18 protein-coding genes are annotated in these 25,920 nt (G+C 51.8%); 8 read left to right on the plus strand and 10 right to left on the minus strand.

Annotated elements, in window-relative coordinates; genetic code table 11:
* Positions 1-108: 108 nt before the first annotated feature.
* The 6 genes from IQ268_RS15590 (at position 109) to IQ268_RS15615 (ending at position 6,150) form a co-directional block, all read left to right on the plus strand.
* The gene (locus IQ268_RS15590) at positions 109-1,878 is read left to right on the plus strand and encodes a hypothetical protein (RefSeq protein WP_193880704.1); all 1,770 of its coding nucleotides are present in this window, start codon (positions 109-111) and stop codon (positions 1,876-1,878) included.
* Between the two features lie 35 nt (positions 1,879-1,913).
* Positions 1,914-3,350 carry an FHA domain-containing protein gene (locus IQ268_RS15595; RefSeq protein ID WP_193880706.1) on the plus strand — a complete coding sequence of 479 codons (1,437 nt, stop codon included), beginning with the start codon at positions 1,914-1,916 and terminating at the stop codon, positions 3,348-3,350.
* 321 nt (positions 3,351-3,671) lie between these two features.
* Complete coding sequence (locus IQ268_RS15600) at positions 3,672-4,409, plus strand: hypothetical protein (RefSeq protein ID WP_193880709.1); 738 nt, start codon at positions 3,672-3,674, stop codon at positions 4,407-4,409.
* A 77-nt stretch (positions 4,410-4,486) separates the two neighbouring features.
* Positions 4,487-4,951 carry a hypothetical protein gene (locus tag IQ268_RS15605; RefSeq protein WP_193880712.1) on the plus strand — a complete coding sequence of 155 codons (465 nt, stop codon included), beginning with the start codon at positions 4,487-4,489 and terminating at the stop codon, positions 4,949-4,951.
* A gap of 69 nt (positions 4,952-5,020) precedes the next feature.
* The gene (locus IQ268_RS15610; protein WP_193880714.1) at positions 5,021-5,821 is read left to right on the plus strand and encodes a peptidylprolyl isomerase; all 801 of its coding nucleotides are present in this window, start codon (positions 5,021-5,023) and stop codon (positions 5,819-5,821) included.
* A gap of 35 nt (positions 5,822-5,856) precedes the next feature.
* Complete coding sequence (locus IQ268_RS15615) at positions 5,857-6,150, plus strand: hypothetical protein (protein WP_193880717.1); 294 nt, start codon at positions 5,857-5,859, stop codon at positions 6,148-6,150.
* A gap of 101 nt (positions 6,151-6,251) precedes the next feature.
* On the opposite strand, the gene IQ268_RS15620 is transcribed toward IQ268_RS15615, so the two are convergent.
* Complete coding sequence (locus IQ268_RS15620; protein ID WP_193880720.1) at positions 6,252-7,466, minus strand: MFS transporter; 1,215 nt, start codon at positions 7,464-7,466, stop codon at positions 6,252-6,254.
* 298 nt (positions 7,467-7,764) lie between these two features.
* Between IQ268_RS15620 and IQ268_RS15625 the strand changes: the two genes are divergently transcribed.
* A complete protein-coding gene (locus IQ268_RS15625) occupies positions 7,765-11,352 on the plus strand; it encodes an NB-ARC domain-containing protein (protein WP_193880794.1) in 3,588 nt (1,195 codons plus the stop codon).
* A gap of 89 nt (positions 11,353-11,441) precedes the next feature.
* Here IQ268_RS15625 and IQ268_RS15630 read toward each other — a convergent pair whose 3' ends face one another.
* Positions 11,442-13,988, minus strand: coding sequence for a lipopolysaccharide assembly protein LapB (locus IQ268_RS15630; RefSeq protein ID WP_193880723.1), 2,547 nt, complete (start codon positions 13,986-13,988; stop codon positions 11,442-11,444).
* 195 nt (positions 13,989-14,183) lie between these two features.
* On the minus strand, positions 14,184-18,053 hold the full coding sequence (locus IQ268_RS15635) for a DUF2157 domain-containing protein (RefSeq protein ID WP_193880726.1): 3,870 nt from the start codon (positions 18,051-18,053) through the stop codon (positions 14,184-14,186).
* A gap of 301 nt (positions 18,054-18,354) precedes the next feature.
* Here IQ268_RS15635 and IQ268_RS15640 point away from each other — a divergent pair, with 301 nt between their 5' ends.
* Positions 18,355-18,603, plus strand: coding sequence for a hypothetical protein (locus tag IQ268_RS15640; protein ID WP_193880730.1), 249 nt, complete (start codon positions 18,355-18,357; stop codon positions 18,601-18,603).
* 604 nt (positions 18,604-19,207) lie between these two features.
* On the opposite strand, the gene IQ268_RS15645 is transcribed toward IQ268_RS15640, so the two are convergent.
* The 7 genes from IQ268_RS15645 to IQ268_RS15675 form a co-directional block, all read right to left on the minus strand.
* Complete coding sequence (locus IQ268_RS15645) at positions 19,208-21,187, minus strand: primary-amine oxidase (protein ID WP_193880733.1); 1,980 nt, start codon at positions 21,185-21,187, stop codon at positions 19,208-19,210.
* A gap of 289 nt (positions 21,188-21,476) precedes the next feature.
* Positions 21,477-21,905 (minus strand): response regulator, encoded by a 429-nt coding sequence (locus IQ268_RS15650; RefSeq protein ID WP_193880736.1) that lies wholly within the window; start codon positions 21,903-21,905, stop codon positions 21,477-21,479.
* A 62-nt stretch (positions 21,906-21,967) separates the two neighbouring features.
* Positions 21,968-22,357, minus strand: a complete 390-nt coding sequence (locus IQ268_RS15655) for a hypothetical protein (RefSeq protein ID WP_193880739.1) — start codon at positions 22,355-22,357, stop codon at positions 21,968-21,970.
* Positions 22,358-22,769: 412 nt separating this feature from the next.
* The gene (locus IQ268_RS15660) at positions 22,770-23,111 is read right to left on the minus strand and encodes a hypothetical protein (RefSeq protein ID WP_193880742.1); all 342 of its coding nucleotides are present in this window, start codon (positions 23,109-23,111) and stop codon (positions 22,770-22,772) included.
* A 261-nt stretch (positions 23,112-23,372) separates the two neighbouring features.
* Positions 23,373-23,873, minus strand: a complete 501-nt coding sequence (locus tag IQ268_RS15665) for a DUF1772 domain-containing protein (RefSeq protein ID WP_228035408.1) — start codon at positions 23,871-23,873, stop codon at positions 23,373-23,375.
* A gap of 353 nt (positions 23,874-24,226) precedes the next feature.
* Positions 24,227-24,535 carry a hypothetical protein gene (locus IQ268_RS15670; protein ID WP_228035409.1) on the minus strand — a complete coding sequence of 103 codons (309 nt, stop codon included), beginning with the start codon at positions 24,533-24,535 and terminating at the stop codon, positions 24,227-24,229.
* 237 nt (positions 24,536-24,772) lie between these two features.
* Positions 24,773-25,879, minus strand: a complete 1,107-nt coding sequence (locus IQ268_RS15675; protein WP_193880748.1) for a catalase family protein — start codon at positions 25,877-25,879, stop codon at positions 24,773-24,775.
* Positions 25,880-25,920: the final 41 nt, after the last annotated feature.

A 25,920-nucleotide genomic window follows, 5' to 3' on the forward strand; every position in this document is an offset into this window, starting at 1 on the left:
TCAAGGATTGAGACTCATCGTCTGACGTTACCTGACTTTTTCTTGCTGGCAAATGAAACGATTTTGCTTACGCTGGCTCTCAGTACTGCGTTTTGGGAGGCTGCGGCAATGTTTTCGAAACTGTCGGAAAGGGTTATGCATCGATTGCGCTGGGGACTAACGATCGGCTGGCTCATTCTGATTGTGTCGATGTTTTATGATCCGGTGTCAGCCGCATGGACGATGAGCGATCGCCTCTTTGCCGCCACCACGGTCAACGGTTGCTTTCAGTTTCAAGGAGAGTGCCGTCCTATTGACCCTTACCCAATGGGAGCGCGACTGTTCTGGGGGATGGTATTACCGCTGGTAATTCTAACACTGCTGATTTTTGGTCATGAGGCATGGCGACGCATCTGCCCATTGTCATTCTTATCACAGATTCCTCGTGCCCTGGGCTGGCAGCGGAAGCGCACCATTAGCGAAACATCGTGGCTCGGTCGTAATGCGTTGTCCCTGCAATGGAGTTTGCTATTTATCGGATTAAATCTGCGGCTGTTGCTGGTCAATTCCGATCGCCACTGGTTAGGGCTATTCTTGCTGCTCACAATTGGTGCTGCCCTGACGATTGGCTTCCTCTATGACGGCAAAACCTGGTGCAACTATTTCTGCCCAATGGCTCCAGTACAGAAAATTTACAGCGAGCCGAGTGGACTGTTTGGCAGTATTGCCCACACTGCACCACCCAAAACCATTACACAATCCATGTGCCGCACGGTAGACAAAAGTGGCAGCGAAAAAAGCGCCTGCGTTGCCTGCAAAACGGGATGCATGGATATTGATGCCGAGGGCGATTACTGGAACGACCTTCGCAAAATCGATCGCAAACTGCTCTACTACGGCTATGTGGGACTGGTGATCGGATTTTATTTGTACTTCTGGCTCTATTCTGGCAACTGGAATTTGCTGTCCGCAGGCGTTTGGAATGAAACCAACCAGCTAGCAACGTTACTGAATCCAGGCTTTTTCATTGCTGGTCGAGCGATCGCCATTCCCAAGCTGATCGCCGCGCCGTTCACGCTTACAATCACGACTGGTTTAACCTACGCGATCGGACTGTGGGCAGAACGTCAGGCGAAGCAACTCAATCAGCGCTGGGGAAATCCACTCAGTGTGGATCAGGTGCAAAGCCGTCTGTTTGCGATCGCCAGCTTTATGGCCTTCAACCTGCTGTTTTTCCTGGGTGTTCGCTCAACATTGGGCTACCTGCCAGCGATCGCTCAGCAAAGTCTGACCTGGGTTGCCGTTGCCGCCAGTAGCCTGTGGCTAGCAAAAACCTGGCAGCGCAGTGCCCAACGCTACAACCGTGAACGGGATGCAAACTTGCTGCGGCGGCAACTCACTAAACTCAACATTGACCTGACTCAAGCGCTGGAAGGGCGATCGCTCGATGAACTAAATCCTGATGAACTGTATGCCCTGGCAAAAGTACTGCCTGGTTTTTCGCAAGACTACCAGCTTCAGGTGTATCGAGGCGTGTTGCGAGACGCGTTTGAGCAGCATAGCATTACTGCCCGGATGAGTGTGACCGTCTTCCGTCCGCTGCGGCAAAAACTGGGACTATCAGATGAGCTGCACTGGTCGGCGTTAGACCAACTGCAAACGCAAGAGCCACAACTGTTTGTAGTGGAGCGATCGCGGCAAACGGAACCAACGCTGCGACGAGAGAGCGATCGCCATCAGGATGTCACAGTTTATCGTGGCAATGCCGCCTCACCATCGAGGAAAACAATTGATCACCGAAGCAATGCAGATACAACGGTTGTTCGTCCGCTGAAGGATGAAACAAGCCACGAGCGCGATCGCACTAACAATTCTTCCAATTCTTCCAATGACCTGTAGGGCATCACTCAATTGCTGTTGATAGGAGACTAAACATGCTCAAGATTAAGCAACTTAATACCCGGATTCATGACATTCAAGTTGCTGTGGTGACGCCAGAAACACTGCCTCAGCAGGAATGTCTAATTGGGCGGGCTGCTCATTGTCACCTGATCTTAGATAGCGTTGATGTGAGCCGAGTTCATGGCAAAATCCTGCTGCAAAACGGGCAATACTACTACAACGATTTAGGTAGTGCCAACGGTTCTTATTTCAATGACAAACCCATTGCGATCGATCAATTGTGTTGCCTGAAGCCAGGAGATCGGTTGAGCATTGGTGATTTTGTGCTGCTGATTGAAGCGATCGAACCTGTTTCGCAACCGTTGTCACCGCAGAGCAACCGCCCAATGTGGACAAACGGCAACCTGACCGTGCACTGTATCCGCATCGTTGCAGAAACCGCTGATGTGAAAACATTCACGTTTGTAGCTGAACCCGCCATTTTGTTTGACTACCTGCCCGGTCAATTTGTCACTTTAGAACTGGACATTAACGGCGAAGAGGTGCTGCGCTCCTACTCCATTTCGTCTTCGCCTACACGTCCGCACACGCTAGAAATTACGGTGAAACGAGTGCCGCCACCAGCCGATGCGCCACAAGCACCACCAGGACTCGTTTCCAATTGGTTACACGATCATCTTAAGGTGGGTCATTCCGTCAAATTGAACGGTATTCTGGGTAAGTTTACCTGTTTACCAGATCCACCAACCAGGCTCTTGATGATTTCTGCCGGAAGCGGCATTACGCCAATGATGTCGATGTCGCGCTGGTTTGCAGATACCGGAGCAGAAACAGAAATCGTTTTCTTTCATTGCGCTCGTACTCCTGGCGATATCATTTTTCGGCAGGAATTAGAGTTGATGGCGGCACGGTTGGCTAATTTTCGGCTGGCGATCGCCACCACGCGCCCGCAGCCGGGACACTCCTGGTTTAGCTTCACAGGCCGATTAGACCCGGCCATGCTGCAAACCATTGCACCCGATTTTGGCGATCGTACTGTTTATGTTTGTGGGCCGGAGGGCTTCATGCAAAGTACAAAAACGCTGTTTGAAGGTCTGGGGTTTCCCATGCAAAACTATCATGAGGAAAGCTTTGGTGCGCCCAAAAAATTGAAAGAAGCCAAACCCAAACCGCCTGTGGTTTCCTCGCCTGTATCTGCATCCAGCCAGCCAAGCGTGTATTTCTCGCAATCTCAAAAAGACATTGCCAGCGATGGGACAGAAACACTTCTAGAATTGGCGGAACAGGCAGGCATCAAAATTCGCAGCAATTGCAGACAGGGTGTATGCGGTGCCTGTAAAAAACGCAAGCTTGAAGGTTCCGTTCGCTATGATTCAGAGCCAGATGGACTCAACAGCAGCGATCGCGACGCAGGATATGTTTTGACCTGTGTTGCAGCACCGCTCGATCGCGTTGTGCTTGAGGCATGAGGCATCAATGGTGATTTAGCTCCAATCTGCCGAGGGTAATCCCTGCTTCTTTTTCTCAGAAGTGGGGATATTTGCATGTGTAGATTGAAGTCACGTTGCGATCGCTCAAGCGGTTCTACCATACATGACAAAATCTGACTTTCTTCGCTGGCTTCATACTGACTTTCTCGAACTGACAAATTCAATACACTTTTCTATCTTGAATAAGTGCAGGTAACGCACTGGCTGAATTGATAAAGGCGATCGAACTTAACCCATCATTGATTCGCATTTAGTTCAACTCAATTCACACTAATCTCTTCTACATTTCAGGAAAATACAATGGCTAACGTCAATCTTGGCTTCTTGGGCTTTGGTACTACGCAATCGCGCAATGGAACGCTGCAACGTCCCGGTGGAGGCTTGGGAATTCGGACAGATACCTACGCCTTTGAAACTGGCTCAATTACAGCAAATGTGGCGATTACCTCAAGATCGTTCTCAAGTGAAAAAATTGCGCTTGTCCTGTTTAATGACAACAATGCCGATGGCATCCTCAACACTGGTGACACGGTTCGTGTTAATGCGGGCAGCGGCGGCACTGTACAGACAATCAATTCAACCTTGAGTAAAGGCCACTACATTGCCAGACTCACCTCCGTTTTCGACACTGGCTACAATGTTCAGTTAGCGCGTGGTACATCAAATGGGGCAAATCCTCTGGCTGCTCCAGAGATTTCGCTGGGAACCATCTCGCAAGATTTGCAAAAGCGCGGTCGCATCAGCGATAACAACAACGCCGACAACTTTGCGTTCACCCTGGACGGAACCAGCAGTTTGAATGTGAACGTTCGGGAACTGGGTAACAAGAAAGGAAATGTCAATATCCGCGTCGTACAAGATCTGGATAGTGATGGCGTAGTAGACTCAAACGAAGTGGTTGTCCGTGGTGTCAGTTCTCGCAACGGTAATCTTGACACTATCACAGGGTTACAAGGGGCAGGAGACTACATTCTTCAGGTCTGCCAGTCGAAGGGCAATACCCGCTTCGCAGCCAGTTTCGATCACGTTGCCGTCTAAGGCGATCGCAGCCAGGATAGACACTCTCACGTTTGGGAGTACTGTCTTCAACCAAACCGCATTGAATAGGAATTAACATGATTCATCATATTTCGATTGCCGCCAACGATCCGCTGCATGTAGCTCAGGTTTTGGCCGAGATGTTTGCAGGGCAAGCTATCCCGTTTCCAGAGCATCCCGGCAGCTACATTGCTCTACCGCTCGACCTTCACGGCACCATGATTGAGGTACATCCGCGTGGTACAGAATTAATGCCCGGAAGCGGGATGGAAGCATGTCAGGCCAGACAAAATTCAAACCCATCTCCCTACACGGCAACTCATGCCGCCATCTCGGTATCCACCAGTGAAGACCATATTCGAGCGATCGCTGAGCGTGAAGGCTGGCACATTGCTCAATTTAGTCGTCAAGACTTTTTTGACGTAATTGAGGTGTGGGTTGAAAACCAACTGCTTCTAGAATTTCTGCCCCCCGCGCTTGCCGCAAAATACCTTGACTTCATGCAGTCAACCCAACTTAAGCAGATTCTAGCCGCTGTTTAATCTCTCAATACTGATGGCGGGCAGGGCTGTAGTGGATGCTCTAGCCCTGCCCTACAAGGAGTACACGTCATGATTGCAACTGCTCTACAAAGCAATCCCTCTCTGATTCAAGATCTACATCAACGCGCCTCCAATCAAGAATTGCTGCCGCTGCTAGTCAATTATCAGATGATGCCACAACTGCTATGCGAACGTGTGATCGATCGCGCCATCATCAACATTGACTGTACACCGGAAGAAATTGAAACAGCCTGCCAGCAACTTTATCAGCAGTGGAATTTAGTCACAGCTGAACAGCAGCAAACCTGGCGATCGCAGTGCGGTTTAAGTCAGGTGCAGTTTGAAGCGTGGGCAACGCGATCGCTGCGTATTGACACGTTTAAGCAAGTCACCTGGGGTCACAAACTCGAATCCTATTTTCTTGAGCGCAAGAATGACGTTGATCAGGTCATTTACTCGCTGCTACGAACCAAAGATAAGGATCTGGCTCAAGAGCTTTTCTTTCGCATTGCTGAAGACGAACAGTCATTTGCAGAACTGGCACAGCACTATTCGGAAGGGGCAGAAGCCCAGACGGGCGGACTCATTGGCCCCGTGCAACTGGGTACCCTCACCCCTGCCCTGGCAGAGCGTCTCCGCACGAGTCAAGTGGGGCAAGTTGAACCCTTCTCGTTCGGCGGATGGTGCATGATCGTGCGTCTAGAAAAAACCCTTCCGGCTCAGCTTGACGACGCGATGCGGCAGCAATTGCTTGAGGAAAAGTTTACCGCCTGGTTGCAAGAGCAATTACACCAGCTTCCCGATCGCGACAAGATCTGGCTTGGCCTTGTATCCCCTGATGCGGATACGGATGTCAAACTCTTAACCTGAACTACCCACTTGTAACTATCAAAACGCACACATTAATGAAACACGACAACTTAATTCGCCCAACGAATGATTCTAATCCTTTGCCCCTGCCCTTTCCAGCACTACCAGGCTATTGGAATGCGGTCGTCAAGAAACTGAAGCAAACCCAATTTTGGCACGGGCTGGTGCAGACCTGCACAATTCCTTCAGAGCTACAGGTTAGCTGGAAGAACAATCTTCGGGGTCAGAGCTATCTTGAAGTGTTTGATCCGCTGACCCAAAAACATCACCGCTTTGGCTCCGAGCAAGATGCATTGATTTGGATCGAGCGCCAGCGCTTCAATCAGTAGCCCGCAATTGAAACGCATCCGTTACAAAGCCTGATCTTCACCACAAACGGCTGCAACCAGATGGTCACCATCGGACGAGGCCAGTTAGTTACAGCGAGCCGTTACAGCGAGTCTTGAACGCCCATGCCTGGTTCGGGTATGCTGCTTGCGGCCACACAGCCACCTGCAAAGAACAGAGCCGCGATCGCAACACCGATGCCAACATTGGGTGTCAACCATAACGTAAACGGGCTGTTAAGCAAGCTTGTTGCGATCGCTGCGCCACCAAAAAACATGCCAACGCCCAGGCCAGCCTGACTCACCTGAAGCTGAGAGAAGACCCAGGGTAGCGTCCCGTTTGTGACCAGGGCAAAAGTGGCACCCAATCCCAGCGCGATCGCAACGGCAACCGCAGAACTCTGAAGCCATTGCAGCAGCAGCAAACAGAGACCCATGCCCCCTAAACCCAACAGCATAGTGCGACGATTGCCCCAATGCAGCGCCAGCTTGCCAGCGGGTAAGGCTGCCAGCGCGATCGCCACAAACACTAAGCCCACCAGCACAGGCGGATGCACAGAGGGCAACTGAGCCTTGAGCACCTTGGGAAAAATTTCGATCGCCACGCGAAACGCCAGCGTAATCATCATGCCTGCGGCGGCAAACAGACCGAGCTGAGCGATCGACAGGCGCGGCGCTGGGGTTGCGGCTGTTTCCGTCGGTACTTCCACCATCGCCGCATTCACCGACCGCAACGCGGTTCCGGCCAGCAGCAGCAGAATTGCCGCCAGAGAAGACACCACTTCCACATTCAGGCTGGTCATCAACGGTGCCGCAAATGGCTTAGTTGCCCCGGCCAAACCGATGGCTAACGTCAACAAACTAGCCGCTATTGGCAGGTACACAGGATGAGCATAACGACGCAGCAGTGCCATAGCGGGCGTGCGAACTAAACTCATGCCGATCGCCCAAATAATAAGAATAGTCAGCAGCAGAGCCTGACTACCAAAACGTGCCAATACAGGAATCAAAATAAACAGCGCTGCTGATAGCAACACGCCCACAGCGATGATCGGAAAGCGGTTGCCGCGCCGCTGTGTCAACCTATCGGAAAACTGACCGATCATAGGTTCCAATGCGATCGCCAAAAGTGCCTCCACCAGCAGTACCGTAGAAGCAGCGGTGGCAGGCAGGTTAACCTGCTGTAACAGCGCTGGCAAATGCACACCATAAACGACCCAACCAAAGGTAAAAGCGCCCTGCACCGCAGCGAGTGCAGCAACAGGTAGCCACAAAACAGAAGGGCGCAATGCAGAAGGCCGTAATCTAGACAGAGCCATACGAACACCCCTGATTTCTTGAAGCGTGACTGTTTTCCTATTCTCGGTTTGACGTTTGGAAATGATGACGAATCGATCGATTGATTTAACAAAATGATACGGTTCAACACCATTCACTGGCTCAGGGCAAGGCAATCTCCTGACGGCAGGCACTACCATTCATCCGTTTATCCCTCCATTCCGCACGTCGGCTTTGGTGTCAACGGCTTGCGGCCATTTTTGGCACAGTATCGGTCTGCTTCGCTAGGTTTAAATCATGATAGTGTTGTCGCTTGCACCAACGGCAAATAACGTGAAGATGACTCTCGACGAAGCACTTGTAGTATTGGATACTGCCCTCAAGCCCACTAGCTTGAGCGATGTGCAAACGCTTGTGTTTCGTCAATGCTGGGAAGGCAATACCTACAGTGAGATTGCGGATAGTTCCAGCTACGATCCGAACTATATCAAGGACGTAGGCTCCAAACTGTGGCAGTTGCTGTCAAAAGCACTGGGTGAAAAGGTCACTAAAAGCAATCTTCAGTCGGTTCTCGAACGCTACCAGAGAACCGCTGCGATCGCCCTCGCCCCTCCTCCTGCGGTTGCCCCTCTGCCTGCCCCTACCCCAACCGCCCGTCAAGATTGGGGAGAAGCGATCGATGTAACAACATTTTTTGGACGGCGCGACGAGTTATCCCTGTTGCAGCGATGGATTGTGGATGAACGCTGCCGCGTGGTGATGCTGCTAGGGATGGGGGGCATCGGCAAAACGTCGCTTTCGGTGAAGCTAGCCGAACAGATTCAGGCCGAGTTTGAGTATGTCGTCTGGCGATCGCTCCGCAACGCACCGCAGCTTCAGGAGTTGCTCAGTGACTTACTAAAGTTCTTTGCAGGGGGGCAATCGGAGGCGCTACCGACTGCGATCGGCAGCCAAATTGCACAACTCATCGAGTATTTACGAACTGCGCGCTGTCTCATCGTTTTAGACAACATGGAAACCATCTTGCAGAGCGGGGCAGGAGCGTTGCAGGCATCCTCTGGCACCTTCAGAGACGGATACGAAGACTACGATGAACTGCTCAAGCGGATTGGTGAAGCTCGGCTGCAAAGCTGTTTAATCATCACCAGTCGAGAAAAGCCAAAAGTATTGGTCTCGATGGAAGGTGAAAGCCTGCCCGTTCGAGCGCTCAAGTTGAGCGGTGTGGATAGTAATGTTGGGCAGCAAGTTTTAGAAACCAAAGGAGATATCTTTGGTACCGAGGCGCACTGGCAAGAATTAGTCGATCGCTATGCTGGCAATCCCCTGGCGCTCAAAATCGTCGCCACCACCATTCGCGAATTGTTTGATGGCGATGTGGCCGAGTTTCTGGCTCAGGGCACCACTGTCTTTGATGACATTTTGGTGCTGCTCAAACAGCAATACGATCGGCTTTCGGCGCTTGAGAGAACGGTGATGTGCTGGCTGGCGATCGAACGAGAACCAGTAACGCTCACTGCTCTAAACGGCAACATTGTGCCGCCCGTGTCCAAAGCGAACTTGCTAGAGGCGATCGCATCATTAGAGCGGCGATCGCTCATCGAAAAACAGGCGGCTTCCTACACGCAGCAGCCGGTTGTCATGGAGTTCTTAACGCAGCAGTTTGTTGACCAAATATTTACAGAGATCACGACTGAAGCGTTAGTTCAATTCAACAGCCACGCCTTAATTAAAGCCGAAGCAAAAGAGTACGTTCGCGAAAGTCAGATTCGGCTGATTTTGCAGCCAGTGAGCGATCGCCTGGGGGCGGCCTACACCTCTAAACAGGCCATTGAGCAACAGCTCCAGCAAATTCTAACCTTGCTGCGCGAACAGTTCGCGGCTCAAGCCGGATACGGCTGTGGCAATATTATTAACCTGCTGCGGCATTTGCAGATTGATTTATCAGATTACGATTTCTCCAATCTCAGCATTTGGCAAGCCTACCTGCAAGATATTAATTTGCATCGCGTCAATTTTGCCCATGCTAATTTGGCTAAATCGGTGTTCACACAGACGTTGGGCAGCATCTTGTCGGTTACGTTTAGCTCAGACGGCAACCGACTGGCCACCAGCGATGCAGACGGCGAGATTCGCATTTGGCAAGTGGAAGATGGCCGACAACTGCTTGCCTGTCGCGAAAATTCGCACTGGGTATGGTCGGTCGCCTTTAGTCCAGATAATGGGCTGCTGGCTAGCAGCCATGAAGACCACACGGTGCGGCTGTGGGATACCAGCACAGGTCGTTGTGTAACGGAACTGCAAGGGCATACAAACTGGGTGTGGTCAGCAAAGTTCACTTCCGATGGTCAATCTTTAGTTAGCGGCAGTGAAGACCAAACGGTGAAGCTGTGGGACATCCACACCGGGCAATGCCTCCAGACGTTAACCGGACACAGCGGTGGGGTTTGTGTTGTGGCATTGCACCCAAATGGAGAACACATTGCCAGCGGCAGCGCGGATCAGACGGTAAGACTGTGGGACATTAAGACCGGAAAATGCCTGCGGCAGCTCGACCATGTCAGTCGTGTCTGGTCGATCGCCTTTAGTTCTGATGGAGAATGGTTGGCTGTCAGCGGCAATGATGCCGTCAAACTCTGGCACATCCGCACCATGAACAGCAAAACGCTTCCGTACACCAGTCGCGTTTGGTCGGTGGCATTCAGCCCTGATACTCAACCCCATAGCAAAGCGGTTCCGTACCAACTCGCAACGGGCAGTGATGACCAAACCGTGCGGCTGTGGAATATAGAGACGGATGAATGCTTACTTGTGCTGCACGGACACACCAATCGGGTTTGGTCGGTGGCGTTTAGCCCCAATGGGCAGCAGTTAGCAACGGGCAGTGATGACCAGACGGTGCGGCTCTGGGAGGTGAGTACAGGACAGTGTCTCAAGTCGCTGCAAGGCTATAACAACTGGATTTGGTGTGTAGCCATTAGCGTTAGTGGTCAACTGGCAAGCGCCAACGAAGATCGCACCGTGCGGTTGTGGAATCTAGAGACAGGGCACTGCGACAGGATTCTTAGGGGTCATGCCGGACGGGTGTTGTCGATCGCCTTTCACCCGGACGGCGATCGAATTGCGAGCGGTAGCGATGACCAAACCGTGAAACTTTGGGACGTGAAGACGGGGCAGTGCCGCCGCACCTTACGAGGTCATACGCGCCAGGTGAGAGCGATCGCGTTTAGCCCCAACGGTGAACTGATCGCAAGCTGTAGCGACGATCTATCGATCAAACTATGGGATATCAGTACCGGGCAGTGCCTCAAAACATTGCATGGTCACACCAGTTCGATTGTGGCGGCGGCTTTTGCCCCCGACGGTCAGCCGATTCACCTGGCGAGTGCCAGTGATGACCACACAATTCGCCTATGGGATGCGGCTGGAAACTGCGTGGGTCTGTTGCAATCGGGCACACGACCTGTCTTTTGTGTGGCGTTCAGTCCTGGTGGTGATACGATCGCCAGCGGCAGCGACGATCAAACCGTGACGCTGTGGGATGCTCATCACCACGACTGTATTACTACGCTGACGGGGCATGAGGGTCGCATATTGGCGATCGCATTTAGCCCTAATGGAAAATGGATCGCCAGCAGCAGCAGCGATTGCACCGCAAAGCTCTGGGATGCCGAAACGGGACACTGTCTCCAGACCTTTGAGGCACACACAAAGGTGGTTAACTCTGTTGCTTTTACTCCAGATGGCCAATATTTGGCAACGGGCAGTGAAGACGAAACCATTCGCCTGTGGGATTTGCAAACGCAAACATGCAGTAAGATTCTGCGCGTCGATCGCCCGTATGAATCAATGGACATCACTCAGGTAACGGGGTTAACCGACGCACAGAAAGCAACCTTACTGACGCTGGGAGCAATACAGCAGGGTTAGCCGATCTCATGCTGGGTTGCCCTGAGATGGGTTGCCCTGAGATGAGTTCCCGATACAGGCAACCTCCCCTCCCCTCCCTGCTCTGAAATTTACTGAAGCTGGGTCAGAATTTCCGTTGCCCTGGCTCGTTGCCCAGCAAGGACATAGCGTTGAGCCACCTGCCGCAATGCGGTAGTGCGGTAAGCCGTATCCTCAAACCAGTTAGCCACCTGCATAGCGAGGTCGTAGTGTCCCGCTTGCAGCAGATCATCGAATATCTGTGCGATCGCGTCACGCTGTTGCACCGGGTGAGCGATCGCCTGTATAGAATCCAATGCAAATCTGAGACACTCGTTGGCGCGAGTCGGTTCCCCCAGTTCAGCATAGCGCTGACCCACAGATGCCCAGTTGTAGGCTTTGAGTGGGGGGGATGGTACATCATTCACAAGTTGGCCGACCAGGAGATATTGGGAGATTGAACCACCATTCACGGGAACAGAGAGCGTGCGAATTAGCTCGTTCAACAGGGTATCTCGCTGCGCTGCATCTGGAAGTGCCTTTACCGAGTCTTGCACCCAATTCATCACAGCCCACGCCTGGGGATATTGGCCGTTGACCATATATTTAGAGACAATATCCGCTAAAACCATTGCCCGCTCGCCTGGATCGGTGAGTGTGTAGGCAACTTGTATGGCTGAAGTGGTATCACTGGAAACTACTGCTACAGCCAGCCGACTGGTGAGCCAGGAGCGGGAGCCGTTGATTCCCAAAGCGTTAATCATCTGTATCGTTTGCGCCGTGGTGGCGGCTAGCGGTTGCTCTTGCCCCGTGGCGGCATAGGCTTCTGCGATCGCCACCATGCCCCATACTTTCTGCTGCTCGTCGGTTAGCGTATCCCGCACGGCCACCGCATCTGCAATCACCGCATTAGCGCGATCGACCTCACCTGCCGTGCCGTAGATGCTGGCCACGGTAGCCAAAAGCTGCATTTTTGAGGGAATGGTATAAGCTGCCGTAAACTCCGACGCTGGCAGTTGAGTCATTAGCCGCAGCGCTGCATCTGCGGCTTCCCTGGCTTGTGTGGGTCGTTCTAGTTGGATCGCAAGATTGGCAATCCGTTTTAATGTGTTGACCTGATGCGTTGTTGAATTGAGACTGACTTCGTTTAGCGCCTGAGTCGATTGGATAGCCTGAGCCAGAATGGTGCTGGCGCGATCGCGTTGAGCCATTCTACTGTAATCAAGGGCAATCTCCACTAATAGATCGGCGTTGGATATAGTGTAGTAAGTACCTCGCTCTGGAGAGACGGGGATTTGTTCAATCCGGTTAGCTATCTCCAGAGCTTGTGATAATACCTCAGCCGCTTCATCCGTCTGATTGCGGACAATATGTTGCCGTGCAATGATCTGCAAAGCTTTAACTCGTTTTTCGGGAGTGCCGTAGGATTGAGCCACTTGCATAGCAAAATCATGTTGTCCGGCTTTTGCCGCTTGCCCAATCACTTGATCGAGTACCTCCGATTTGGGATCGGGGTAGTCTGCGACAACCTGCAACTCACCATCCTGCACCAATTGTGCCATTGCATAAGCCTGGGTATATTGCCCGAACGTTAAGTAGGCGCGAGCAATGCGGATTCTGGCATCGGCTGTTTCAAATCCTGCCTCTGCACGACTGGCTATTTCCAGGGCGCGATCGAACGCTCCAATTTGAGCAAAGTTGTCGATCCAGAGCGCAGATGATGGGGGTTCCGGTTGGGAGGCCGCCTGCTGGTAAGCCTGGTTAAGGACGGCAACGGCTTCTGCCTGTTGCCCCACACTGGCATAGGCTTGAGCCAGTTGGTTCCAAAGCTGGATGCTGGCTTCGGCAGGTTCCGCTTCAGCCGCGACGCGACGCGCCACATCATATTGACCGCTGCGTAAAGCAACTTGCACCAGGGTAAGCTGAGCATCCGATCGCACAGCAGGGTCATTGATGGTTTGGGTCAACGTCCAGGCATCATCAAAGCGACTGACATTGGCATATCCCTTGACGATCGCCAGTTGTGCGATGTTTTGCTGATAACCATCAGCCACCTGGTCAGTCCAGGCGATCGCGTCCTCAAACCGTTCCCGCTCTGCCAGGTTTGCCACCACTGCAACGGCAACTTGATCGCGAGCGGCTGGTGTCTCTACCTGCTGACGCACAAACCGCTGTGCCTGTTCGTACTGTCCAGCATTGATATAGGCTTGGGCGATCGCCGTCTCGGCCTCCACTCGTACGGGAAGGCAGCAGGCATTGGATGGCAAAGTATCGTAGCGCATGGTGCGGGTGATGGCGATCGCCAGATCATCATTGCCGATCTGGACATGTTCCATCACAATTCTCAACAGGAGTTGATCCTGGTTTGTCTTGTCTGCAACCTGCATGGCTACCTGGTTGGCGTGTAGTAGCTGTTCAGTCGCCTGCTGGCGCTGGCCGCTGGCAACATACTGCCGCGCTGCTCGAATGAGTGTCCAGGTCTGCTCAACCCTATCAGTCGGTTCATCTGTGGTTTGAGCAATGAGGGAGACGGCAGCAGAGAGTTCCTCTCCATTGCTCAATTGAGTTGCACTGGCCACATTCATGAAGGGCGACATACTAACCAGGCCAATGACTAACGGCAAACCCCATCGTTTCACGCAAACTACTCCTTGTGTCAATCGATCGCTGAATTGAAGTGAACAGGATCTTTGCAGCGGCATACCCTGCTTCAACTCACTTTGTAGTTATGCCATAGCGCTGGAAGCGTTGCGTCATAGCACTTTGCCAGTTTGCGAATTGGCTCAAATTTGCCATCTGGCTTCCTCACTCCATGAGAGAGAAAGCCACGCTTGCTACTCCCAACTGTGCAGCTCATTGAGCCAATATTGCATCAAGGCTACCATCTGGCTACGACGAGCCTCAAAGGTGCCAGCGATCCAGATCAGGAGAAGACCTAGCGCAATGCCCATTGCCCAAAGCAGCAAGGACTGATCGGCAACAAAGAGCCAGAACTGGCGCAATACTTGAACGATAAAGGTTACTGTGCCGATATAGAGAAACGCCCGCACTCGCAGCACCAGACCAGCCAGAACAAAGCCAAGACTGAGTCCGATCGCCACCAGACCCAATCCGAAGTCGGTTCCAACCTGGTAGAGTGCCGTGAAACAGACCAAGACCGTTGCAACACTGCGGAGAAAATGACGTTTATCTTTGGCCGTGGCAGCACGCAATCCGGGATCAACCTGAGCGACATAGAGCAACGATCCACTCACGATGGCACTGATCCAAAGCGGTTGCCCCAAGCTGTAGGTATGCAACACTCGCAGCATGACCCAATCCACCAGCACCACGCTGAGATAGGTAAGCCGCATCTGTTGGTTAAAGATGGCAAAGAAGATGTAGAGTCCAGCGATTAGCAGCAAACTAAGACTGGATACCGTTGAAGCTGTGCCTAGCGCGATCGCCAGCGGCAGCACGATCGCCGCTCGTCGCCAGGGGTGCAAAGACCAGCCCCACTGCGGCCAGGGCAAAGTATAGAAGAAATAGGAAACCACGGCGGCGATCGCTCCGCCCCAGGGAATGAGCAACTGGAATACAGTATCTCCCAGGGCAGTATGAACGGCATAGGCCGTAACCGCAGTGCCTTCAACGATTCCAGCATAGACCCAGAGTTCACCTAAGCGAGGTGGGGTAGCATTGCGTCCTTGCTGGACAGCATAGCTGGTTAAAACGGCTCCGGCTCCCAAACCGACTAACCCACCGGATTGCACCCCATTGAAAACAGCCATTCCCAACAAGATGCTGCTCAATCCCCAATGTAAATGAGTGAAAACCGCGATCTCTGGTTTGGTCAGCTTGAGATAGGAGCCGAGCCAAGCTCCCAGAATTTGATAAGCGCATAGAATCGCCGTTCCAAGCACAATCATGGCAATCCAGCGATCGCCCATCATCGCGGCTGGTTGCTGCGAGAGTGCGTGTAGCAACACCTCGTAAGCAGAAACGGTAATGCCAACCAGTGCCAAATAGACCAGTGGCTTAAACTCAGCGCGTCTACGACCAATGCCGATCGCAATCAACGCAATGCCCAGCGTACTCCAGCCCGTCCAGTCCTGGAACGTATTCCAGCGCAGGGCAAAGGCCAGAGCGCCATAAAGCAACGGCACAACATGCCAACTGTTGGGTAAATGGGTCAGGTTCGCTTGGCGTTGCCACCAGTCACCCAGGAGTTGAACCAGTAATCCTAGCGCCACCGTGGCGATCGCCAGATACTGCACAGAGCCGTTTGTAAACCCTAGAATTTCGACCAGGAACAGTTCTAAGCTCAAGCTCAAGCTGTAAGCGCCCCAACCCGTCGGCACGCGCCAACCTCGATAGGCGATCGCCCCGGCCACAATAACGATAGCGATCACCACGGCTACAGAGGCTGAAAGAACCTGACTATAAACCGCCAGAGAGTGCAGGGTGAGTATGCTCAAGCAGAGGCCGCAGAGGGCGATCGCCCACCCGTCCATAGCCATGGCATAAAGAACCGAAAGGAGATAGCGCCGCAAAGCAGACCGCACCACCCACAATGTGGCTACCGTTGCGGCTAGCAAGTTGATCGCCAGATCCAGAGAAAGATTGCCGCCATACAGGTGCCAGATAGCGGTTCCAGTAAAAGCAAGGCCAAATCCGACGGTTGGAACAGCCATTGCCAACCGTGGACGTTGATGGGTATTCACTATCATCAAGCCCGTGCCAATGCCCAAACTGACTAGCCGGGGAAGGGCAATGGGTTGATCGAACAGCCAGAGCCAGGGTTGGCTTGCCAGTAACGCTACTACGCTCAACTCGGTTGCCAGGTGAGCCTCCGGAAACTGCCGCCGACTGCCGAGCCAGGTTAGAGCGATCGCGATCGGTAAACTCATGACGATCGCTGTCCCTAACTGGAGGGGAACCATGCCCCACAACAGCGCATAATGGATGGCCGCCAGCACCAACCCCAGATGCCATGCACTGCGCCGCCAGCGTCGCCAGGTTTCTCCTACACTGACGCTCCATTCGGCGATCGCGCCTATTAAAAATACCCCTGCCCACAGAGACAAATCGAGTGCCGGGAAGAACCGGGCAATGGCAGCAATGACGGCAGCTAACCCCGTTGCGTGGGTCAGGTAGATGAGAGACTGCTCGTCTCGTCTCTGGGTCATCACGGCCAGAATGACAGTAGACAGCGCCAGGTTGAGGACGCGCATCGTGGGATTGGGCACACTCAATAACGCCAACCCCACCCCAAGCGCCAGGGACAATTCCTCGGCATGGTTAGCCAAAGCAGGTTGCTGCTGTTGCCGTAACTGAGAAGCAAACCACAGCACCAAAACAACATATCCCAGAAAAACCACACCCATTGCTGCCCACGGCATGAATGTGGTTCCAGCAATTTGCACTACCTTGAATTGCAGCAAGGCCATGACATGAGGCACCAGAGCCGTTGCGATTCGCCACAGCAGCCAGCCGCTTTGCAGACCAATGAAAAACAGCAGATTCAAGTCCCGCTGCTGCCAGTGTTGATACAGGCGATCGCGCAGCAGCCACAATGCCAGGCCGCTGATCACCAACGCCTGCCAGGGACAAACGGTTGGGACCGCACCCAGCCACCCCAACAGCAATAATGTAACGCCGCCCTTTTGCCAGAGCGCTGGAGCCGTCACCGTGTGGGATAGCCAGATCGAGAGCCAACCGCAAATGCCGATCGCCAAACCTAACTGTTGCAGCGTGACATCAGCGCTCCACAGTGCCCGACCCATCAGCAAGAGCAAGGCAAAAGCAATGGTAATAATAACCAGAGAGAGGTCGGTTGGTGGCGAATCGGCTTCTGGTTTGTCAACCGTTGGGTTAATAAGGCGACGATGACCAGAATACTGATAAACCATCAGCGCTGCCGTACCAATTGTCCCAACATAGGTGGCCATGAGTGGCACCCCTGACCCGTTCCATCCCCAGTGCAGCCAACTTAGCCCAATACTGTTAAGCAGCAGCAAGCGAGCATGTTGAGAATGGGCGATCGCGGGTTTGAGCAGCACCACGGTGATGCCAGAGAGAATGCAGGTGGAGATCGCCATCACAATCCATCCCCAGTCTCGATTCCAGAGTTGAAACGCATCCATCATCCACAGGTTCACTGGAATGATGAGCAAGGTTGTTACCTGCAACATGCGAGCCGTCATCTGCAAGTTAGATTGCTGAGTTGCCCAACGGCTCGCACCTGCAAACGCCAGTGTGTAGCCGAACAGAATGCCATACTGCCCAACTGGAGGGAAGTTTTGCCATTGACTGGCGGCCAGAACCCCAGAGGACACTACCACCATAAATACACCCAGCGCCAGCAGCCAGACGACGCTAATTTCTGCCATCAATGACTGGAGACGTTGGCTAATCCAACTCGGTTGAACGGCTCTTTTGGGCACTGGTGTCGCATCTATCCCAAGAGATTCAGGCACAAGAGATTCAGGAGAATCAATGAATAGTGCGGCTGAGCGGTTGGAATATCCCTGTAGCAGCGGCGTTGCTTCTGGAACGATCGCCTCAGGCAATGCACAGGTTAAATGCCGTTGACACAGTTGTCGAACCTGCGAAGGAGTCAACAATTCCAGGTTTAGCCAGAGTTGCAAGCCTTCTAGAAAAGCAGGGTTTGAAGCATTAACAGAAATCTCTAATTTGATCGGGCGGTTGGGTTGGGTTACCACCGGTGACGCCTCCAGCAGAATATAACCAACCATGCCCTGTTGAATGAGAATAGTATCTCTTTTTACATGCCACTTCTTTAACTGGTTCAAGTTTCGTCGGTTTACCGGCCTGGGAAAACCGTCTGGCATTAGCCAGTAGTGAGGAGATGCAATGAAACTCAATACTGGGAGCTGATTGCCTATGCCGATTTCATCAGCCTATCAAAGCGAACCATCCAGGACAAACGAGTGCAGCTATCCATGCTTTAATTGACCAGGAATCAGCCGTTGATAACGACCGTCTCAGCCTATGATGTCCATTGTGACAATTCCAGCAACGGGAGAAGCGCCACGGGGATTTGACTATACGGGTGATGCCATTTTTTGTGAAATCTGGACGCTCTGTGGAGTGCCTGCTATTACCATCCTCACAGGCTGGAGTGCTAATGAATTACCGCCAAAGTTTCAGGTGATTGGTTCTTATGGGGATGACGGTCATACTCTCCGGGTTGCCCACTGGCACGAAACAGAGCTGAAGCGATCGTCGAGTAAGAGCCGTGGTAACGGGTGAGTAGAAAGCTGGTTAATTGGTTCGACGTTAATTGGTTCAACTTTATAAACAAATTGATAGTCAACCAAGCCCCGACTCATTTCCCTGAAGAGAGGGAGTCGGGGCTTATGGCAAAAGTGAACAGAGCTTTTGGAGGCGATCGCCTTGATCAATGCTCGCAATGGAACAAGAATAGTAGCAACGTCGCAGAGCAGGCAATAACCCGCCCTACCTGAACTACAAACCTTTAGTGGCTCAGCACCTTACCGCTATTGCTTCATCACGGTTACTTAGTTAGGTTGTCTAGTTAAGAGTGATGGGTTGCGCGTATTTGAGCAGCAGCTTTCTGTAGATGATGATTGGTAAAGTCGCAATCCACGAAGACGCGATGATTAAGAGAATAAGCCAGGAAAGAACATCTGTCTTTGGAGTGGACGAATCTCTCAAGAATTCACGAAGTAAAATTCCACAGGTGAAGATTGCCCCAAGCAGATACGGTGTCATAGTGGCTTGTTTCAGGTACAACTATCTCTACTTACAGCGGGTTTGATGAACTTCCGGTAAATTTTCCTGTAAGTCCAATTTGATCTTGATGAAGTAGAGCCGTTGAGCAGGGCGATTGCCCTCAGGAATGGCAACAATCTCCCAACTTAGGAGCAGAGGGCGGCACATCCATCGCTGGATTTTGTTCAAAGAAGCTGACGGGCTTCAGCATAAACCCGATATAGGCAGTAGGCATCACAGGCCAATCTTCGGGACGAGGGACGTGGTGATGCCCAAAGGTATACCAGACAACGACATCAGTGTTTTCGACCGGGCGGTTGGCCTGTGTCCACTGGGGCAATCCTTCTCCACCCGGATGCTGGTTAGGATAGTCGCCTGCCGGATACTTTTCACTCGGCTCATAGGGAGTTACCCACAGGTGCTTTGTCGTAAATCCGGCACGCTTGATCAGGCTAGAGTCTGGATGGGCGAAGGGTAGAATGTTTTCACCGGGTGCCAGCTTGTAGCCCACCGCCTGCCCCAAGCTGTTGAGTTTAGAGGGATTGACGATCTTCCAGTAGCGTCCCTTAAACGGATCGATGGGACGTTGAGCCTCTTGCTCGGTTGCTAGCAATGTGGAGCGGGTGTAACAGGCGTTGCCATGCGGGTTTTCTGGCCCCAGGGGTACTGGCTCCGTATTCACTTCATAGACGGAGTTGTGGTTACCGTCGATATCAAAGTCGAGCCGCACATTAAAGAAATGTTGATGCAAATGGGCGTTAAGCTGCGGCGCGATCAAAGTGCCGTATTGCGGCGTTACTCCGGGGGCAACCGCAGATGTGTTCACAATTCCCGTCAATTTCACTTCGTATTGAATGCTGCCGTCCTGATAGAAGTACCAGAAAAAGCCATACTCGTAGTTGCCGACGGTGGCGATAAACGACACCACTAAACGGCGCGATCGCCTCACTTCGGTGTGGTTGGTTCGCCAGTCCATGTGCTTCCAGAGAATACCGTAATCCTCTTCGTGCATACACACAGCGTGGTCGATCTTCATAATGCCCCCCCGGCTGTCGTTGAGGATGGCATCGAAATAGTAAATTTCGCCCAGGCAATCGCAGCCTAACGTTAACGAATTGGCTAGCATTCCTACCCCATATTCGCCTACATCAAAAGCGTTTTTGCGGTAGTGGTTGGAACCATCCAAACTCGGATCATTGTAGGGCACCACCATTTCTGCCAATGCTGCCCGGTAGAGAATAGGGCGAATCTGCCCGTCATCTTCATAGCCAATTTCGTAAAGCACCAGCCCTTCACGAGGCGTAAAGCCAACGCGGAAATGCCACTTTTGCCAGTAAACTTTGTAGCCATCTACCTCAAAGCTGGTTCCCTCCGGCTGCACAATTTCCAGGGGCTTCAGGTCAGTCCGAAATTGAGGAATATAGTCGCTGGCATAGTTCCCTGGCCTGGGTGGTAAAGGCACCACTCCCTTGTCTTCCACCTGGATCACTTCCATCTTGTTCAGGTCAACCACGGCAGTGACTCCCTCAATGGGACGAGCATAGCCATTGTCGTTTGGTTCCGATCGCACCCAGGCAAAGGTACGGGTAAGCCGCAGCCCCGCTTCCGCTTCAATGCCAAAATTTCCGGCAGACCAGGGATCGACCATTACCCCATCAAAATTGGTGATGCCTCGCTTTTGCAGAGCCGCCTGAAAGTCGGGGTGCGCCTTAACCGTCGCCTCACATTCCAAAAACTCATCCAACATGATATTGGGTTGCACTCCCGGAACATGTTTCCAGGAGACGATCGCTGCATCGGTCAGGGAGACGATCGCCTCATAGGTGTGCCCAGTAGTGTTATCCAACACTACAATGAACGCTTGCCGCTGCATCGCATCCCCTGGCTTAAAGTGTTGCACAACCGACTTTGCGGGTTCGTGCAACACAATGGTGGCAAAACGATAGCGGTTGGTAATGTGGCGATCGTGGAGCGTGCCCCACTGTGCATCGTCACTAACAATGGCAACCGCCGACGTTATCTCTGCGGCGGTCAGTGGATCAAGGGGATGTTGAACCAGGGTAGATGGGTGAGGCGCTTTCGGTAAGGGCGTTGTTGTCATAAGATTTCCTGAGGTGGCGACGGTTGCTAGAAAAACACCAGGAAAACCCGGTAGATTGCCTCAAAGAGGCAGCCTCAATCAACCTAATCGACTTGTCATAACAAGGCTGTATGAGATATTACCGATTTAGCTCACGTCAATGTTTCTCTAGAAAACGCCTCTCTAGAAAATCCCTCTCCAGCATCAAGATACAGGGTAAAACGGAGCAAATACCCCGTGCCGAGACTCCCAGATTCTCGATAAATTCAAGCAATCTTGGGGATCTGCATATGTGATGGCGATCGGCCTATTACCCAACCAAACAACCCGCTTGCTGATGCTTGCTAATCACTTCAACAGCAACTTCAACCAGGGTTTTAATGCTAAACGGCTTGCTGATGTAGTGCTGAAATCCAGCATCTAACGCTCGTTTCTCACTAACGTTTCTATCTGCTCCGCTCATGGCGATCGCTGGAATGCAAGCTATCCCCAATTCTGTTTCACGCTGCCGCCAGGTTGAGAGATAAGAACAGCCGTCACCATCTGGAAGCTTGAGATCGGTAAGAATGAGGTCAGGTTTCAATTGCTCTAATACAGATAAACCTGCCGCAATAGACTCAGCAGAGATTACCGTTGCCCCCGCTGATTCCAAAATAAAGGTGACGAGTTCTCTGGCATCAAAATTATCTTCCACCAAGAGAATCTGTCGTTCTGCTAAGAGGAGAGGTCGGTCTGCCATAAGCTTTAGTGGTTTTTGGTGCTTGCAAGTGCAAGTGGCGTAGGAAGGGCAGTGTTGTGTTTCTAGGAAAGTGTTTCTGGACAATAGCCTAAGCCCTGAACAAACTGCTGCCGAAATGCGTCAATTTCGGTGCGATCGGGCTTGCCGTGCGACACGACAGCGATTTGATAGCGACGCATCGTTTCAATTGGAGATTGACCCTGTTCTAAATCCCACAAACCGCGCTGGATGCGAACTTCAGGCAGGTAAGGAATGCCTAACTCGTTCAAAAAAGCCCGAAGATTACCATCTTGAAGCGGGGAGAGAGGACGTTCTAGTTTAATTCTAACGAGCCAACCATCCAATCGATGAATAACGGTCATAAAACGAACGGGCACCCATGAGGCATTGTGAAGATGCTCAACAATCCGTAGAACCAGGCTGGCATTAGAGAGAGAGTAAAGGTATTCCATAACAGGGACTCCAAGCTAGACTCAGATTGTTATTGCTTTGGGGTTGAGTAGATTGCTGAATCTTGAATGCGCCTATATATGGGCGCAGCGGTTGGGCTTCGGTTCTTGTACCAACCCAATAGAACTGAATCAGCGTTCTCTACTTAAGTGCATATTAGTTTGTTGGTTTAACTGTGGATAGTCGGAGATCTACCCACTCTCTACAGGAAAACCCTTAGGTAAAAAGGCTCATCAAAGAAATAGCCCTAACTGTTTCCCAAAACTCCCTGCAACTGATACTCAGCGAAGGGAGTTATATAGGGCTGCGTTAGGGCTAAAATGTGTTCGGGTTAAGGAGTGAAGGAATAACAGCGATCGCTCAACCTCTAGCTCAACCTCTTAGCTACCAGGAGATTGCGATCGAACTTGACTATCAGCGGTTCAATCCATCAATGAATGAGTCCTGATGGCGGTCATTCAGTCGGTAAAGGCCAGCTTCAAACGTCTCTTGATGACGCTCAGCCAGGTTTGTTTCGGTGGACAATTCTTTGTTGAGGTTGTCGCGGTAGGACTCGTCGAAGCGATCGCTTAGCTTGTATAGACCTTCATTAAAGGACTGGTGGTGGCGATCGCTTAGGTGTATATCTGCGCTCAACCCTTTGTTGAAATTATCTCGATACGACTCGTCAAAGCGTTCAGTCAATCCATAGACGGGTGAATGGGTAATAACCGATAAAACAGCAACCGTTAAACCAGCAGAAAATAAACGTTTCATGGGTATCTTCCTTGCCTTTCAGGTGAATGCATTCAAGGTATCAACACCGAAGCTATGATCACATCACACAAATGTCATTAAGGTGCTATGACATTTGTCATCGCGCTAGTTGCCTGATTGTTCTTCGGGGCATGGAGTTTGGCTATGCTCAATCTATAATCCTTGCCAGTACTGTGGGCTAAGTGCAGCCGCAGCACGGGAAAATAAGCGTTGCAGGAGTTTTGTCAGTCAACCAGGATAGCTATCCAGACGATCGAAACCTTACCATTTTGTTGAATTACCAAGCGCTAGCGTAAACAGTGCTGCTGCTCCAAAGGCTGCGATCGTCCGAACATGGTTCCAAAACGTCCAGTTGGTTAAGTATTTAGCCCAGAGGTCTGTGCCTTCTGTGCTGTTGGGTTGGGCGATCGCCAATGCATCGTTTAGCGGCACATTGAACACTATTGTTACCCCAAAACAACCGATCAAATAGAGCAGGCTCCCAACGAGCAAATACGTGGTATGGGATTGGTGCCCCTTGAACAGTGAGGCGATCGCCAGGACAAGACAGGCTACACCCGTTCCGAGAAATACCGTCATAAACCACGGGTTAATGACCGTGATGTTGATCGCTTGCATCGCGGCAATGCCTTCTGCGCTCGGTCGTTGAGCCAGCGCACGCATCACAAACGTTGAGAAAGCAAAAAAGATTCCTGCAACCAACCCACAACCTAACGCCGAAAACAGTTTTAGCCCAAAGAGCCAGTCATTCGTCATTGTCATAATACCTCCAGGTAAGGTTTAACCTGAGCAACCGCATGTTCAGCTTAGGCAACCTCTCATCCTCTTGCCATCTAATTCTTGCGCCACTATCAAAATCTTGGGATTGATTTTCACAATTCGAGCGATGTTTCGTCAGCAAATATCATCAGAACAAGAGGAGTTGGGTTGATATCATGACGACACCAGGAAGCCATCCGGTTGGGCTGCTAACAACCGCCTACACTGCCTTGAACGCTCGTAATGTGATAGTGTTCTTGCAGTGATGCATCTTGATGTGCAGCCCTTACAGAAGGCAAACCTTACCAAAAATCTCATTTTCGGCGGCAAATTGCGTAAATTCAAGCAACCCTGGCCTAAAGAGCATCCGTTCGGTGAAGGGACTCGATCAATTCCTCAATTTCTTCATCGCTGGAGCATTGCTGCACTTGAGCTTTGAACCACTCTAATTCGTCTGGTTCTGTGTTCTGCACCTGGTACACTAGCAGTGTTCCTGCTACTCGCGCTACGGTGAGAGGCTCATGGGGAACGTGATTGAGCAAAGCCCTGGCATCTTGATACAGATGCTCTGCCGCAACCTCATTCAACGGCTTCCCCATCTGTAAAGCGATATCCTGTAGGCTTTGCTGAATTGACGATTGAAAATCAGGTGAAGAATCTTCCATAGTGGAATGGCGCATAGTGGAATGGCACTGATATAAGCATCTTTAGAATGGCTGAGAGCGTTGACACATCGTAGAATGAGCATTGCCCACCCGTCTTAATTCAGTGCCATTCATTCATAGTGTCAGTATAGAGGATTTAGTACAGAGGACTCAGTACTGCATCCTCAAATGCTTCAGGCTGCAGCTTCACTCTCGCCACTGAAGCATTATCTACCAGGGTGCAGTATTGCCACGCTTCTAGTCAGGCATTTCCTCAATGCTGCGTGGTTCGACCTTCGGCTGCTGATTCATCTCGTGGCGAAAGCGGCTGGAGGCTTCATATACCTGCATCCGAACTCGCTGAATTGAGCCAAGCGGTCGATGCTCGGCAATACAGTGCCAGGCATTAAACGACAGCACTTCATCCACATAAACGCGCCGCGCTGGACTATACGCCTCCTGCACCGGAATGGTTAGTTTTGCGATCGCCTGGTATGGGCTATCCTCTTCTGACCACTGAATAGAGGCATCTTCAATTGGCATGGTCTCCAGATTGGTGCAAAGCTGGACACGCAGTTCATACTCGGCAGACTGCTGGCGGAAGAACTCAACAATCAGATCGCGCAAAACAGAAGGGGCACTTGTGTCAACTGTTTTGCCCACCAACGGTTGAAGACTGGCGGATAGGGGATCAGCGCTGATTTTGGCAATGTAGTCTCCATAGCGCAGGGCGGCAGTCGTGTAGTAGGTTTCTCCTAAGATGTGCGTTTCAGGTAGAGTGATGCCCAGCGCAGTCGGATAGAGATCGATTCCCACTTTTTCCGTGACAGCGTTTACAGTGCGGAGGGCGGTTGTCAGCAGTTGTTGCGCTTCTTCAGGAGCGCTAACCACGACCTTTTCTTGAAGTAACTGCTCATTGAGGTAGCGAGCAACATTTCCCGCCGGAAAAACCGGACGATTGATCATCAAAAAATCTTGGGTTAGCGCCTCTGGTTCAGCGCTAAACAGTTTAGAACCTTCTACTCCAATTACCTTGATCGCCATGCCACGGAACGACGACATACCGTCAGGCATGACATCTCCGGGAGCTGTCGAGAAGCGAATCATCACCGGATACGTTCGCGGTTCACGAAATAGCCCCTGTGCAAGCGGTGCAGGCAGGTTGTCATAAATTTTTAGTTCTCCCTTAAGTCCTCCATGCCCTTTGGCATGGGCACCGCGCATGGCATGACGATGCTTGTCGAACACCTTTTGTCCCATTCGAGCAATGGAGTCCAAGGTTTCTCGAATCAGCCGATCTTCCTCAGGTTGCTTAACTTCTACATCGTCCGAGTAGCGAACGTAGTGTTCTGGTGGGTTTGACATTGAGGCTACTGCTCCGGTTGGGATTACGCTAGACAGTCGTA

Origin of the sequence: Oculatella sp. LEGE 06141 (genome assembly GCF_015207605.1) — a bacterium.
GTDB lineage: Bacteria > Cyanobacteriota > Cyanobacteriia > Elainellales > Elainellaceae > Oculatella.

Bases quoted from the DNA above. Each gene is read 5' to 3' on its own strand.
- IQ268_RS15620 (WP_193880720.1), bottom strand. From the start codon at position 7,466: ATGGCTCTGTCTAGATTACGGCCTTCTGCATTGCGCCCTTCTGTTTTG.
- IQ268_RS15650 (WP_193880736.1), bottom strand. From the start codon at position 21,905: ATGGCAGACCGACCTCTCCTCTTAGCAGAACGACAGATTCTCTTGGTG.
- IQ268_RS15660 (WP_193880742.1), bottom strand. From the start codon at position 23,111: ATGAAACGTTTATTTTCTGCTGGTTTAACGGTTGCTGTTTTATCGGTT.
- IQ268_RS15670 (WP_228035409.1), bottom strand. From the start codon at position 24,535: ATGGAAGATTCTTCACCTGATTTTCAATCGTCAATTCAGCAAAGCCTA.
- IQ268_RS15675 (WP_193880748.1), bottom strand. From the start codon at position 25,879: ATGTCAAACCCACCAGAACACTACGTTCGCTACTCGGACGATGTAGAA.
- IQ268_RS15595 (WP_193880706.1), top strand. From the start codon at position 1,914: ATGCTCAAGATTAAGCAACTTAATACCCGGATTCATGACATTCAAGTT.
- IQ268_RS15655 (WP_193880739.1), bottom strand. From the start codon at position 22,357: ATGGAATACCTTTACTCTCTCTCTAATGCCAGCCTGGTTCTACGGATT.
- IQ268_RS15615 (WP_193880717.1), top strand. From the start codon at position 5,857: ATGAAACACGACAACTTAATTCGCCCAACGAATGATTCTAATCCTTTG.
- IQ268_RS15610 (WP_193880714.1), top strand. From the start codon at position 5,021: ATGATTGCAACTGCTCTACAAAGCAATCCCTCTCTGATTCAAGATCTA.
- IQ268_RS15590 (WP_193880704.1), top strand. From the start codon at position 109: ATGTTTTCGAAACTGTCGGAAAGGGTTATGCATCGATTGCGCTGGGGA.
- IQ268_RS15645 (WP_193880733.1), bottom strand. From the start codon at position 21,187: ATGACAACAACGCCCTTACCGAAAGCGCCTCACCCATCTACCCTGGTT.
- IQ268_RS15600 (WP_193880709.1), top strand. From the start codon at position 3,672: ATGGCTAACGTCAATCTTGGCTTCTTGGGCTTTGGTACTACGCAATCG.
- IQ268_RS15605 (WP_193880712.1), top strand. From the start codon at position 4,487: ATGATTCATCATATTTCGATTGCCGCCAACGATCCGCTGCATGTAGCT.
- IQ268_RS15665 (WP_228035408.1), bottom strand. From the start codon at position 23,873: ATGACAATGACGAATGACTGGCTCTTTGGGCTAAAACTGTTTTCGGCG.
- IQ268_RS15625 (WP_193880794.1), top strand. From the start codon at position 7,765: ATGACTCTCGACGAAGCACTTGTAGTATTGGATACTGCCCTCAAGCCC.